Raw genomic sequence first — 14,885 nt, forward strand, 5'->3', positions numbered from 1 at the left:
CACCTAACCGCGATGAGTTGAAATGATGCAAGGGTTTCTCCCGATAGGCAGAATACCGAGTAGCTGCTCAAAAGAGCTGCTCAAGTACGTGCAACGGAAGGCTATATCCGATGCGTATGACTTCGGGCGCAGCGACTACGCGCCGAACGGTTTTGAGCAGTCTCGCTGGTTTTGGGCCGGCTTCCTATCGGGCCAGGCTGCTGGCGGGCAGCAATCTTTCGAGACGGCGTTCGGATGCTGCGGGCGGGCGGCGCATCGCCCTGCTGCTGGGCGCGGCCGCTTTGATGACGGTCTCCGCGCCTGCGCTTGCCCAAACGGCAACCCTGCCGACGGGCGGCGCCTTCAGTGCGGGCGCGGGTACGATCGCCACGTCGGGCACGACGATGACGATCACGCAGGGTTCGACTCGCGCGGTGATCGACTGGAAGGACTTTTCGATCGGGACGGACAAGACCGTTCAGATCAATAACGCTGCCGGCGCGACGTTGAACCGTGTGATGGGCGGGCAACTCTCGCGGATCGACGGCACGCTTTCGGCCACCGGGTCGGTCTATCTGATGAATCCCAACGGGATGATCGTGGGGCCGGGGGGCAAAGTGCTGACCGGCGGCAGCTTCGTCGGTTCCACCCGCCAGATGGATCCCGCCGCCTTCATGGCGGGGGGCGCGGTGCGCGCCACCGGTACTTCGCCGGGCGGGATCGAAAATCAGGGCACCATCAGCGCCGAAAACGGCAGTGTCGTCCTGATCGCCCGATCGGTAGCGAACAGCGGGCTGATCAGCGCGGCGCAGGGCCGGGTGACGCTGGCGGCTGCCGACGACGTGCTGCTGGCAACCACCGATGGCAAGGCGGACGGCATCTACGTCTCCTATGGCGCGGGTGGCGGCGATATAACCCAGACCGGCCGGATCGAGGCGGCAGCGGCGGCGCTGAAGGCGGCGAACGGGAATATCTTCGCGCTGGCGGGCAATCGCGACGGATTGGTCAAGGCGACCGGCACTGCGACCGTGGACGGCCAGTTCTGGCTGACGGCGCCTTCCGGAACCGTGGAAGTCGCCGGCGCGCTTGCGGCGACCCGCGCGGATGGAAGCGGCGGCACCGTTGGCGTCAACGGCGCGCACGTCCTGCTTGCCGGCACGGCGGACATCAGCGCGGCGGGCACGAAGGGCGGCGAAGTGCTTGTCGGCACGTCCGGCTATGCCAGCGGCGCCGATATCGCCCAATCCACCGTGATTGCCGATGGCGCGAGGATATCGGCAGGCGGTCCGCAAGGCGGCGGGTTGATCGAGACCTCTGGGCACAGCTTCGACGTCGGCGCGGCAAGCGTCTCGGCGGGTTCCGGGGGCAATTGGCTGATCGATCCCGATGACCTAGTGATCGATGCGGCCGCAGCCTCGACCATCGTTGCCGCGCTGAACACCAACACCGGTGTGACCCAGCAGACTACGGCCGGCGGCACCGGGGGACTTGGCGACATCACGGTCGCCGCGCCCATCGTGTGGACCGGCACGGGCACCCTCACGCTCAATGCCTATCGCGACGTCGTGGTGGGCCAGATGATTTCCGGCGTGGGGGAACTGGAGATCGATGCCGGGCGCGACGTTGCCGTCAATGCGCCGGTTTCGGCCGGGCAGCTCCTGTTCAACCTGCCGGGAACCCTTTCCATCGCCGCTGGCGGCTCGATCACCGGCAGGGCCTATGTCGCGCTGCTGACCGGCGTTTTTGCCAACAGCGCCGGTGCGGGGGCGATCTCTTCCAATACGGCCAACTGGTACGTCCTTTCCAACGATCCCGCCAACGATACCGATGGCGGGCTGACGCCCGATTTCTACCAGTACAACTACAATAGCACCTCCGGCCTGCCGACCACGCCCGGCAACGGGCTGCTCTACCGCGTGGCGCCCAGCGTCAGCTTCACGCTGGGGCCGGTCATCAAGGATTACGACGGCACCACCGCCGCCACGCTGAATGACGGCAACGTCACCGTGACCGGTCTGATCAACAGCGACAACTGGACGCTGGACGGCACATATGCCGACAAGAACGCGGCCACCGGCATCGACGTTACCGCCACGAATTTCGCGGCGACCCACAACGGCATCCCTGTCCTTGGTTATACCGTAACGACACCTAGCGTGACCGACGCGGTCGGTACGATCAACCCGATGGCGCTGACGGCGGCGATAGTCGGCACGCCGACCAAGACCTACAACGCCACCACCGCCGTCTCGCTGACATCGACGAATTTCGCGCTGACGGGTGTCGCCTCGGGCGAGACCATCACCATCGGCAATGCGGCGACCGCCGCCTACGATTCTGCCAATGCGGGCAGTCGGATCGTCAATGCCACTTTCACCACCCCGAATTTCACGGCCGGGGCGGGAACCAGCCTGTCGAACTACGTCCTGCCCACTACCGCAACCGGCGCCGGGCTGATCAATCCGGCCTCGATCCTGATCAGCGGCATCGTCGCGCAGGACAAGGTCTACGACAGCACCACCGTCGCCCAGCTCGACACTTCGGGCGCATCGATCTTCGGCGTCGTCGGTAACGACGATGTGACGCTGAACCTGTCCGGATCGATCGGAGAATTCGCGACCAAGAACGTCGGCACCGCGATTCCCGTCACCGCCACCGGCATCACGCTGAGCGGAGCGGCGGCGGGCAACTACGTCGTTTCGCAGCCCACCGGCCTTGCGGCCAACATCACCAAGGCTTCGCTGGTGGTCTCGGGCGTCACCGCGAACGACAAGGTCTATGACGGCACCTTCTTCGCCGGCGTCAACACCGCCGGCCTTGACGTGACCGGCCTCTATGCGGGTGACGACATCACCCCCGTTGCGGGCCCCGGCGCGCAGATCACCTTTGCGACCAAGAACGTCGGCACCAACATCCCGGTCACAATCGCCGGCATCCTTCTGACCGGGCCGGATGCCGGCAATTACGACCTCAGCTTCTCCTCATCGCTGACGGCGGCGATCACGCCGCGCCCCCTGAGCGTGACCGGCAACGGCATGCCGACCAAGGTCTACGACGGCACCACATCGGCGATCGTCAGCGCATCCAATGCGACGCTGAGCAATCTGGTGCCCGGCGAGTCGATCTCGCTAACGCAGGCTTCGGCAACGAACTACGCGTCCAAGAATGTCGGTATCTGGGACATCGACGTCTCGGTCAACACATCCGACTACGTGGCCGGGCCGAATACGCTGCTGTCGAACTATATCCTGCCGACTTCGGGCACGATCCAGGGCGAGATTACGCCCGCGCCGCTCAACATCACCATCATCGGCAACCCCACCAAGACGTACGACGGCAATGCCAGCGCCTCTCTCGGTCCGTCGAATTTCCAGGTGGACGGCTTCGTCACGGGTGAAGGGGCCACGGTTAACCAGACGCAGGGCACCTATTCCTCCGCCAACGCGGGGATCTGGACCGTCTCGGCCAATCTGGACGCCAGCAATTTCAACCCCGATTCCGGCACCTTGATGTCGAACTACATCATCCCCTCACCCGTCACCGGACTGGGGACGATCATCCGGCGCAACCTTGGGCCCGGTGTCATCAATGTCGATATCACCGGCAATCCCACCAAGGTCTACGACGGCAACACCGTCGCCACGCTCACCCCGTCCGACTATACGCTGAGCGGCTTCATCACCGGCGAAGGGGCCACGATCACGCAGACGGTGGGCGAATACGGCAGCCCCAATGCCGGATTGCAGGCGGTGACCGCGCAGCTTGCGCCCGGCGACTTCGATCCATTCCCCAATACCAATCTGGACAACTATACGCTGCCAACCGAAGCGACGGGCATCGGCACGATCCTGCGCGCGCCGCTGACGGCCAGCATCATCGGCAATCCCACTCGCATCTACAACGGCACGACCCGCATCACCCTGAATTCCGTGAATTTCCAGATCACGGGCCTTGTCAGTGGTGAGAGTATCGACGTGCAGCCGCGCATCGGCGCATATGACAGCCGCAATGCCGGCAGCCGCACGATCACCACTGCGCTGCAATCGTCCGCGGAATTCGTGGCCGGCGCGAACACGCTGCTGATGAACTATATCCTGCCGACGGAGGCAACTGGCCCCGGCACGATCACCCCGGCGCCGCTGGTGATCCTGGGCGTCACCGCGCAGAACAAGGTCTATGACCAGACCACGCTGGCGCAACTGGCCGGCACCGCCACGCTGTTCGGGCTTATCGGCGGGGACGACGTAACGCTGGATCCCACCGCCTCCACCGGCAATTTCGCCACGCCCAACGTGGGCAACGGCATCGCGGTGACCGTGTCGGGCTATACGGTCACCGGCACCGATATCGGCAATTACAACCTGTTCCAGCCCAGCGGGCTTGTGGCCAACATCACCCCGCGCGGGCTGACGATCGCCAACCTGACCGCGCTGGACAAGTTCTACGACGGCACCACGGCGGCCACGCTTTCGGGCACGGCGACGCTGACGGGCGTGATCGCCGGGGACGACGTTGCGCTGGATCCCAGCGGGTCGACCGCATCGTTCCTCCAGTCGAACGTCGGCACCGACCTTCGCGTAACCGCCGGCGGCTATGGCATTTCCGGCGCGCAGGCCGGCAACTACACGCTTTCGCAACCGTCCGGCCTAACGGCGGACATCAACCCGCTGGCGCTGACCGGCAGCATCATCGGCAATCCCACCAAGACCTATGACGGCACCACCCAGGTTTCGCTGACGGCGGCAAACTATGCGCTAACGGGCTTCGTCGCGGGCGAGGGCGGTTCGATCGGCCAATCGGCCGGCGCCGCCTACGACAGCCCCAATGCCGGTGCCCGCACGGTCACGGCCACGCTGGCGGTTTCCGATTTCACCGCCAATGCCGGAACATTGCTGTCCAACTATGTCCTGCCCACCAGCATTTCCGGGCCGGGTACGATCACGCAGGCCATGCTGAATGCGATCATCATCGGCAATCCCACCAAGGTCTACGATTCCACCACCACCGCCACGCTGACCAGCGCCAACTATGCGCTGAGCGGCTTCGTATCCGGCGAGAGCGCGAACGTGACGCAGACGGCGGGCACGTACGCCAGCAAGAACGTGGGGATTCGCAATGTCACTGCCTCGCTAGCCTCTACCGACTTCACGGCGGGGGCGGGCACCGACCTTGCGAACTATGTGCTGCCCACCAGCGCTGCCGGGCTGGGCACGATCACGCAGGCTTCGGTGCAAGTGCAAGGCATCGTCGCGCTGGACAAGGTCTACGACGGCACCACGCTGGCCACGTTGGACAGTTCGGCCGGATCGCTTTCGGGCGTCTTCGCGGGCGATACCGTCAACCTCGTCTCCACCGGAGCAAGCGGCCAGTTCGCGACCAAGAATGTCGGCACGGACATTCCGGTGACGGCGACCGGCTACACCACTAGCGGCATCGATGCGCTCAATTACATCGTGCTGCAGCCGGTGGGCCTTGCCGCGGACATTACCGAGGCGACGATCCGGCTGGCCTCGGTCACCAAGGTCTACGATGCGACGACCACAGTTCCCACGCTGGACAGCGCCTATACGCTTTCCGGCGTGATCGCGGGTGACAGCGTGGGCGTAAGCGCTGGCGGCATCACCGGCAATTACGACACCAAGAACGTCGGCACCGGCAAGCTGGTGACCTTGAGCGGCGTGGTGCTGAACGGCGCCGATGCGGCCAATTATACGATCGCGGCCAGCGTTACCGACGAGGCGATCGGCACGATCACCCCGGCAACGCTGAACGTGATCGGTGCGCTGGCGATCGACAAGACATACGATCAAAGCTCGCTCGCCCAGCTTAACAATTCCGGCACGTCGCTCAGTGGCGTATTCGCGGGCGACGACGTCACGCTCTCGACCGGGGGCAGCACGGGCACTTTCGTCGATGGATCCGGCAATCCGACCGCGAACGCCGGCACCTGGAACGTCACGACCAGCGGCTACACGGTTTCCGGCACCGATGCCGGCAACTACAATCTGGTGCAGGCGCAGGGTCTGAGCGCGACGATCAATCCGCTGCAAATCTTCCTGACTTCCGTCACCAAGGTCTATGACGGCACTGTCGCGCTGCCCACGGCATCGACCGGTTATACCTTCAGTGGCGTGCTGACCGGGGATGACGTGACCGCCAGCGCGGCCGGGGCCACCGGCCAGTACAACAGCGGCCCCAATGTCGGCACGGGCATGTCGGTCACGGTCAACAATCTCGGCCTTTCCGGCGCCAGTGCGGGCAACTACTTCGTCAGCGACGTGACCGACAATATCGGCACGATCACGCAGGCCCAGTTGGCCGCCGCGATCATCGGCAATCCGACCAAGATCTATGACGGCACCACCAGCGCCACGCTGACCAGCGGCAACTACCAACTGACCGGCTTCGTCACCGGTGAGGGGGCGACCGTAACCAAGACTTCGGGCAGCTATGACAGCCCGAATGTGAATGCGACGACCGTCTCCACCACCTTGATCGATTCCGATTTCACCGCGACCGGCAGCACGCTGCTGTCGAACTACGTCCTGCCCACCAGCGCTTCGGGCGCCGGTACCATCGATCCGCGCCTGCTGACGGTTTCGGGCGTGACGGCGAACAACAAGGTCTATGACGGCACCACCTTGGCCACGCTGAACAGCGCGGCCGCTGCGCTGAACAACGTCGTCAGCGGCGATACCGTGGCGCTCGACAGTTCGGGGGCGACCGGTACTTTCGCGACCAAGAACGTCGGCACCGCCATTCCGGTGACGGCGGCGGGCTACGCGCTCAGCAACAATCCCTTCGGCAACTACGTGCTGGAACAGCCGACCGGGCTTTTCGCAGACATCACGCAGGCGGCGATCCAGCTTGTCAGGGTGACCAAGGTCTATGACGCCACCCTGGCGCTGCCCACCCTGTCTGCCGCCTATACCCTGGGCGGAGTGGTCGCGAACGACGATGTGAGCGTCGATACCGTCGGGATCGCCGGCAACTATGCCGACAAGAACGTGGCCACGGGCATCGACGTATCGCTTACCGGGCTGGCGCTGTCGGGCGCGGACGCCGGCAACTACAGCATTTCCAGCGCGGTGGTGGCGCAGCCGATCGGCGAGATTACCCCGGCCACGCTGAACGTGGCGATCATCGGCAATCCCACCAAGGTCTATGACGGTAATATCGTCGCCACGCTGGCCGGCGGCAACTACGACCTTACCGGCTTCGTCGGCGGTGAAGGCGCCACGATCAACCAGACGACCGGCGCCTATGACAGCGCCAATGCAGGCGCTCGCACGGTCACGGCGGCGCTGGCGGCGGGCAATTATGTCGCCAATGCGGGAACGGACCTGGGCAACTACGTGCTGGCCACCAGCGCGTCCGGCGCCGGCACGATCACGCAGGCGACCCTGCTGGCGGCGATCGTCAACAATCCGACCAAGACTTACGACGGCACCACCGCCGCTACGCTGGCAAGCACCAACTACCAGCTGACCGGCTTCGTGGCGGGCGAGAGCGCGACCGTCACCCAGACCGGCGGCACTTATGCTTCCGCCAATGCCGGCAACTGGCTGGTCACCGCTGCGCTGGGCTCCGGGGATTTCGTGGCCGGGTCCGGCACGCTGCTGTCGAACTACATCCTGCCCACCAGCGCGCAGGGGCTGGGCACGATCGACCGGGCACTGCTGTCCGCGGCGATCGTCGACAACCCGACCAAGACCTATGACGGCAACACCGCCGCCACGTTGGTGAGCACCAATTACCAGCTTACCGGCTTCATCGCGGGCGAGGGCGCAACCGTCACGCAGACGGCAGGCCTCTACGACAGCGCCAATGCGGGCGCCCGCACTGTCACCGCGGTTCTCGGCAGTGCCGACTTCACCGCAAACGGGGGCACCCTGCTCGACAACTATGTCCTGCCGACCAGCGCCAGCGGGGCGGGAACCATCGGTCAGGCCACGCTTACCGCCGCGATCATCGGCAATCCCACCAAGACCTATGAGGGCAATACTTCGGCCACGCTGGTCTCCGGCAATTACCAGCTGACGGGCTTCATCGGCAGCGAAAGCGCCACGGTAACGCAGACGGTGGGCCTCTACGACAGTGCCAATGCCGGCAGCCGCACGGTGACGGCCGCTCTTGCCGGTGGCGACTTCACGGCCGGGTCCGGCACACTGCTGTCCAACTACATCCTGCCGACGACCGCCTCCGGCGCGGGCACGATCACGCAGGCGATCCTGACGGCGGCCATCGTCGGCACGCCGACCAAGCCTTATGACGGCACCGTTCTCGCCCATCTGACCAGTGCCAACTACAGCCTTGCGGGCTTCGTCGCCGGCGAAGGGGCGAGCGTGACGCAGACCGTGGGCGCCTATGATAGTCCCAATGCCGGCGCGCGCACCGTATCGGCGACTTTGGGCAGCGGGGATTTCACCGCGAACGGCGGCACGCTCCTGTCCAACTATGTGCTGCCGACCAGCGCGTCCGGCGCGGGCCTGATCAACCAGGTGGTGCTGACCGCCACGATCGTCGGCGTGCCGACCAAGACTTATGACGGCAACACGGCGATCGCGCTCGTACCGGGCAACTATTCGGTGACGGGCTTCGTGGCGGGCGAAGGGGCCACGGTCACGCAGACGAGCGGCTTCTTCCCCACCGCGGACGCCGGCTTTGCCCTTGTCACCGCCACGCTCGGCTCCAGCGACTTCTCGCCCACGGGCAGCACGCTGATGTCGAACTACATCCTTCCGTCGATCGCGCGCGGCTTCGGCCTGATCGAACGCGCGCCGCTTGTCGCGGCGATCATCGGGAATCCCACCAAGGTCTACGACGCGACGACAAACGCCACCCTGACGAGCGCGAACTACAGCCTGACCGGCTTCGTGGCGGGGCAAGGGGCCACCGTTACCGAGACATCGGGCCTCTACGACAGCCCGAACGCCGGCAGCCGCATCGTGACGGCAATGCTGGGCAGCACCGATTTCGTGGCGGACGCCGGCACCCGTCTGACGAACTATATCCTGCCGCAGGAAGCCGTGGGCGCGGGCACGATCACCGCCCGCCCGATCGGCGGCGTCATCAACGGGATGATCATCGGCAATCCCACCAAGGTCTATGACGGCAACACGGTGGCCACGCTGACGCCCGCCAACTACGAACTGACCGGGTTCCTGGGCAGCGACGGCGTGATCGTGACCCAGACGCTGGGCACCTATGCCGGCAAGGACGTGGGCATCCATCAGATCTCCGCCGATCTGGCCTCGGGCGACTATACCCCCACCGGATCCACCGTGCTGTCGAACTATATTCTGCCCACCCAGGTCTTCGGGCTGGGGACCATCACCCAGGCCCTGCTGACGGCCGCGATCGTCGGCAATCCGAGCAAGGTCTATGACGGCAATACGGCAGCCCTGCTGGCCAGCGGCAACTACGCGCTGACCGGCTTCGTCAGTGGAGAAGGCGCCAGCGTCACGCAGACGGCGGGCACTTATGCCGATCCCAACGCGGGCCTTCGCGCGATCACGGCCATCCTCGGCAGTGGCGGTTTCGTGGCGGACAGCGGTACGCTGCTGTCGAACTACATCCTGCCCACCAGTGCCACGGGGCTGGGAACGATTACCCGGGCCGTGCTGTCCGCCGCGATCGTCGGCAATCCGACCAAGGTCTACGACGGCACCACGGCGGCCACGCTGGCGAGCGGCAACTACACCCTGACCGGCTTCATCGCCGGTCAGGGCGCCACTGTCACCCAGACCGCCGGCACGTACGACAGTGCCAATGCCGGCGGACGAACCGTTACCGCCACGCTTGGCGGCGGTGATTTCACGGCGGACAGCGGCACGCTGCTGTCGAACTATACCTTGCCGACGATCGCCACCGGCGCGGGCACGATCACGCAGGCCATGCTGACGGCGGCCATCATCGGCAACCCCAGCAAGCCTTATGACGGCAACACCACGGCTCCGCTGACCGGCGCGAACTTCCTCCTGACCGGCTTCGTCGGCGGCGAGGGGGCCAGCGTCACGCAGACCGCGGGCACCTATGCTGACCGCAATGCCGGCCTCCACGCGGTTACCGCGATCCTTGGCAGCGGCGATTTCGTGGCGAACAGTGGCACGCTGCTCTCCAACTATGTCCTGCCCACGGAGGCGGCGGGGCTGGGAACGATTACCCGTGCCGTGCTCTCCGCAACGATCGTCGGCGATCCGACCAAGACCTATGACGGCACCACGTCGGCCACGCTGACCGGCGCGAATTACAGCCTATCCGGCTTCGCGCCGGGTGAGGGGGCCAGCGTTGGGCAGACCTCCGGCTCCTACGCCAGCGCCAATGCCGGCACGCAGACCGTTACGGCGGCTCTCGGAGCTGGCGATTTCACTGCGCTGAACGGCACGCTGCTGTCGAACTACGTGCTGCCGGGCAGTGCCAGCGGACAGGGAACGATCGATCGCGCCATCCTGCAGGCGGCTATCGTCGGCAACCCGACGCGGACCTACAACGGCAACAGTTCCTCGACACTGACAAGCGCCAACTATGCCCTGACCGGCTTCATCGCCGGAGAGGGCGCGCAAGTGACTGAAACCCAGGCGCTCTACGATGGTCCCAATGCCGGGCCGCATATCGATACGGCCATTCTGGGCAGCAACGACTTCGTCGCCAACAGCGGCACGCTGCTCAGCAACTATGTCCTGCCCACATCGGCCTCTGGCGACGGCACGATCACCCGGCTGGACCTGACCGTCTCGATCACCGGCAACCCGACCAAGCCGCGTGACGGCAACACCAATGCAACGCTGAAGCCGGGCGATTACACGATTGCCGGTTTCGTGAATGGAGACGGCGCGATCATCACGCAGACACACGGCACTTACGCCGCGCCCGATCCCGGGCAGCAGGAAGTCACCGCGGCGCTGTCGCTTTCGGACTACTTGGCGAACCAAGGCACGCTGCTTTCCAACTACAACCTGCCCGACGTGGCGCATGGGCCGGGCACCATCCTCTTTGCGTTCCCCTGCGCATCGGTAGTGCTCTGCATGCCGGACCTGCCGGACTTGCAGCAGAAGGTCTTCGGCGGCACGTTCGCGCGGTTCTACATCGTCTACCCCAGCATCTTCCCGCGTTTCCAAGGCTATACCCAGGCCATGGCGGCGATGCCCAGCGTGCTTGAACAAGGGGGAATGGACCGGACCGAAACCGGCTGGTCTATCCGCAAGACCAGCGCCGTGGTAAACTCCGCCGATCAGATCCTGAACCGCGGCGGGGGCAGCACGCAGATCCAGGTACGGTACGACCCGCCTTCGCCGCAGACCGGGCTTGGCGGGGGACAATGATGAAAGCCACACTATCGCGCAGTGCATTCGCGGCGGCAGGCATGCTGGCGCTGGCTTCAGGATTGGCGGCAGGATCCGCCCACGCGCAGGATTTCGAACGGCGGATGCCCAAGCAGCCGCCAAACCAGCCGGTTCCCGAAGTGCCCGCGCCGCCGCCCGAAGCGGCCTCCGCGAACGATACCACGCAGATCCTGCCGGTGCTGCGCGGGCTGGTCTTCGTGAACGGCGCAGGGGCCCTACAGCCTGCCGGCATATCCCCAGAGGGTGCGGGCAACGGCGTGGACGTTCGCCAGTTACCGCTGCTGGCCACCCCGGGCTTCGATGCCGCCGTGCGCCCTTATCTGGGCCGTCCGCTGACGCGGGGCGATCTCGATGGCATCGTCCGTATCGTCCAGAATGCCTACCGGACAAGCGAGCACCCGTTCGTCGATGTCGGCGCGCCGCCGCAGAACGTCCAGAGCGGCGTGGTGCAGATCGTCGTCACCGAATATCGGGTCGGCGCCATCGAGGTGACGGGCAACCGTCATTTCTCCACCCGTCTGATCCAGGGCATGAGCGATCTGAAATCGGGCGACGTGCTGACCCTGCCGCGCCTGCGCGGGGCGCTGGACGATTACAACCAGAACCCGTTCCTGACGGTGGACGGCGTCGTCCGCCCCGGCCAGTCGACCGGGACCACCGACCTCGTGCTGGAAGCGCACGACCGTCTGCCGGTGCGCGTCTACGCCGGTTACGACAATCAGGGCGTGCCCACGCTGGGGCGGGACGAATGGTTCGTCGGCTTCAACTGGGGCAATGTGCTGGGCACCGGACAAGTCTTGTCCTACCAGTTCACCCGCAGCTTCAAGGGCAACTATACCTCGCACTCCGCCAGCGACGTCATCCCGATCACGCCGGATGACCGGCTGATGATCTTCGGCGCCTATGCGATCCAGAAGCCCGATTTTTCCGACTTGTTCGACAGCGAGGGCCATTCGGGCCAGGTCAGCGCCCGTTTCGTGCACAACCTGCGCGGCCCGGGCACGGTGCGCAGCAGCATACAGGTGGGCGTCGACTACAAGCGTGCCAATAGCAACCTGGAGTTCCTGGGCTTCCGGCTGCTGGATACGGCGATGGAAGTCTTCCAGTTCCCGGTGATCTTCACCGGCACGATCGACGATCGCCACGGCCAGACGGTGCTGGAAAACCAGACGGTGATCTCTCCGGGCGGGATCACTGCGCACAATACCGACGCCGATCTTCAGCAGCTGGTTCCCTACGGCAAGGCGACATATGCCTATGATCGCATCTCGGTAACGCGCACGACCTATTTTCCGCACGGGATCAACTGGGTGGTGCGGGGCATGGCGCAGTTCGCCACCAGCAACCTGCCGTATAGCGAGCAATTGTCCGCCGGCGGGTTGGGCAGCGTGCGTGGCTACGATCCCAATGCGGCGCTGGGCAGTGAGGGGGTGTTGGCCAAGACCGAGCTGAATTCGCCGGCCTTCCACCTGATCGGTTCCAGCGGGGAATTCGCCGACCAACTCCAGTTCGGCGTGTTCTTCGATTACGGCAAGGTGTGGCAGCGGCGGCGGTTGCCGGATTCGCCGAAGAACGCGGAACTGGCCAGCGTGGGCGCCAAAGTGCACTACACGCTGGGCCGTTATCTCGACCTGGAAGTCGATCTGGGCCATCAGCTGAAAAAGGCGCCGTTCCAGGATAACAAGGATACGCGGCTGGCGGTCGTTGCGACGATAGGCATCTAGGGTCAGGACCTATTGATCACGCCTGCGAGCCATTCCAATGTCCCGAAGGGATTTGATCAAAATGGCCCATCGCCACGTCAGGAAGTCTTGAAATATGGGCATATTCCTGCGCCTTCCTTCCTCGCCCTGAGCCATTTTGATTCAAACCTCGCAAGCGTGATCAATAGGTCCTGACCCTAGCCCGGTACTGGCCCTTCGGCGTTCCCGGCTGTATCGGGAAGCCATGTACCGACCAGATTTCGCCTTTCGCCCCGACACATGCCTTGTTCCCCATCACGCCGGGGAGCAACGGGCATGATGCTGGCCGGAACGAGCGCGCTTGTAACCGGCGCGGCCGGTGGGCTGGGCCGGCAGATCGCCCTCGGCCTTGGCGGGGCGGGCGCGCACGTGCTTGTCCATGCCCGCAGCGCAGACCGCGTCGAACCGGTCGTCGCCGAGATCGCGGAAGCGGGCGGCAGTGCGGAAGCCATTGTGTTCGACCTTGCCGATGAAGCGGCGATGGCGGCAGCGCTGGAATCGCGCGGGGCGATCGACATCCTGGTCAACAATGCCGGCCACCGCGATCGCCGCCCGATTGCCGAACTGGATCGTGAGGCCGTGCGCTACATGCTCGAAGTCAATCTGGTGGCCGCTTTCGACCTGGCGCGGACGCTGGCACCGCGCATGTCTGCCGGTGGGCGGATCGTGAACGTCACCTCCATTGCCGGGCCGATCGCGCGGGCGGGCGATGCTGCCTACACGATGGCCAAGGGCGGGCTTGAGGCGCTGACCCGTGCGCTGGCGGCGGAACTGGGCGGCAGGGGGATCACCGTCAACGCCGTGGCACCCGGTTTCTTCGCTACCGATGCGAATGCGGCGATGGTGGCCGATCCAGCAATCGGCCGCCATCTGGAAACCAGAACTTCGCTCGCCCGCTGGGGCAGGCCCGAAGAAGTTGTGGGCCCGGTCCTGTTCCTGGCGTCACCGGCAGCCTCTTACGTCACCGGGCAGGTTCTGGCCGTGGACGGGGGCTATCTGGCCCATTTCTGATGTGATGAATTCTGGCGCGGCGTCGCCCGCTCAGGTCACCGACCATTGCCGCAGCAGGTTGTGGTAGACGTTGGTCAGGCTGTCCACCGATCCGTGTTCCGGATGGTCGCCCGCGATCGACTGGATCGCGCCGTCCAGTTCCAGCAGCAGCCGTCGCCGTTCCGGAGAGGCAACGAAGCTTTGCGTCCAGAAGAACGAGGCGAAGCGAACGCCGCGCGTCACCGGCGTCACCCGATGGAGGCTGCTGCCCGGATAGACGATCAGGTGCCCGGCCGGCAGCTTGACCGTGTGGGTGCCGAACATATCCTCGATAACCAGCTCTCCCCCGTCGTATTCGTCGGGATCGCTCAGGAACAGCGTGCTGGAAATGTCGCTGCGCAGATGTTCGCCCGTGCCGGGGATCGGGAAGATCGCGTTGTCGACATGATTGCCGTAGTGGCCTTGCCCGTCATAGCGGCTGAAGCGCGGTTGCAGCACGCGCTGGGGCAGGGCGGCGGCGATGAACAGCGGCGTCTGGAACAGGCGCGCCTGCACCCGATCAGCCAGTTGCCTGGCCAGCGGGTGGTCCAGTGCAAGCTGCTCGTTGTCCTTTACGCGCGCCGCGCGGTGGCCGGCAGTGGCGCGTCCGTCGGCCCAGTCCGCCGCCTCCAGCGCCTTGCGCATTTCGCGTACTTCGTCGGGTTGGAAAAGCTCGGGAATCTCGATGACCATGCCGCCCTCCTTGCCCAATTGGCGCGATATGACAATGGCGAACCGGGAGAGGCAGCGAAACGAAAACCGGCCCCGTCAGGGGCCGGTCGCATGGCAT

At 65.2% G+C, this 14,885-nt stretch carries 4 protein-coding genes; 3 read left to right on the plus strand and 1 reads right to left on the minus strand.

All coding sequences use genetic code 11. The annotated features are described in order from the left end of the window. Positions 1-110 precede the first annotated feature (110 nt). The 3 genes from WBP07_RS30975 to WBP07_RS30985 all read left to right on the plus strand — a co-directional run bounded on the left by WBP07_RS30975 (position 111) and on the right by WBP07_RS30985 (position 14,077). Complete coding sequence (locus tag WBP07_RS30975; protein WP_395397074.1) at positions 111-11,303, plus strand: beta strand repeat-containing protein; 11,193 nt, start codon at positions 111-113, stop codon at positions 11,301-11,303. After that, positions 11,300-13,048: a ShlB/FhaC/HecB family hemolysin secretion/activation protein gene (locus WBP07_RS30980; RefSeq protein WP_395397075.1), complete on the plus strand. Its 1,749-nt coding sequence runs from the start codon at positions 11,300-11,302 to the stop codon at positions 13,046-13,048. Before WBP07_RS30975 ends, WBP07_RS30980 begins: the two co-directional genes overlap by 4 nt. Positions 13,049-13,345: 297 nt before the next feature. Then, positions 13,346-14,077 carry an SDR family oxidoreductase gene (locus tag WBP07_RS30985; protein ID WP_395398289.1) on the plus strand — a complete coding sequence of 244 codons (732 nt, stop codon included), beginning with the start codon at positions 13,346-13,348 and terminating at the stop codon, positions 14,075-14,077. A 30-nt stretch (positions 14,078-14,107) separates the two neighbouring features. On the opposite strand, the gene WBP07_RS30990 is transcribed toward WBP07_RS30985, so the two are convergent. Then, complete coding sequence (locus WBP07_RS30990) at positions 14,108-14,788, minus strand: Fe2+-dependent dioxygenase (protein ID WP_395397076.1); 681 nt, start codon at positions 14,786-14,788, stop codon at positions 14,108-14,110. Between the last annotated feature and the right edge of the window lie 97 nt (positions 14,789-14,885).

The organism is Novosphingobium oxfordense (assembly GCF_044029435.1).
Lineage (GTDB): Bacteria > Pseudomonadota > Alphaproteobacteria > Sphingomonadales > Sphingomonadaceae > Novosphingobium.

Bases quoted from the DNA above. Each gene is read 5' to 3' on its own strand.
- WBP07_RS30975 (WP_395397074.1), top strand. From the start codon at position 111: ATGCGTATGACTTCGGGCGCAGCGACTACGCGCCGAACGGTTTTGAGC.
- WBP07_RS30980 (WP_395397075.1), top strand. From the start codon at position 11,300: ATGATGAAAGCCACACTATCGCGCAGTGCATTCGCGGCGGCAGGCATG.
- WBP07_RS30985 (WP_395398289.1), top strand. From the start codon at position 13,346: ATGCTGGCCGGAACGAGCGCGCTTGTAACCGGCGCGGCCGGTGGGCTG.
- WBP07_RS30990 (WP_395397076.1), bottom strand. From the start codon at position 14,788: ATGGTCATCGAGATTCCCGAGCTTTTCCAACCCGACGAAGTACGCGAA.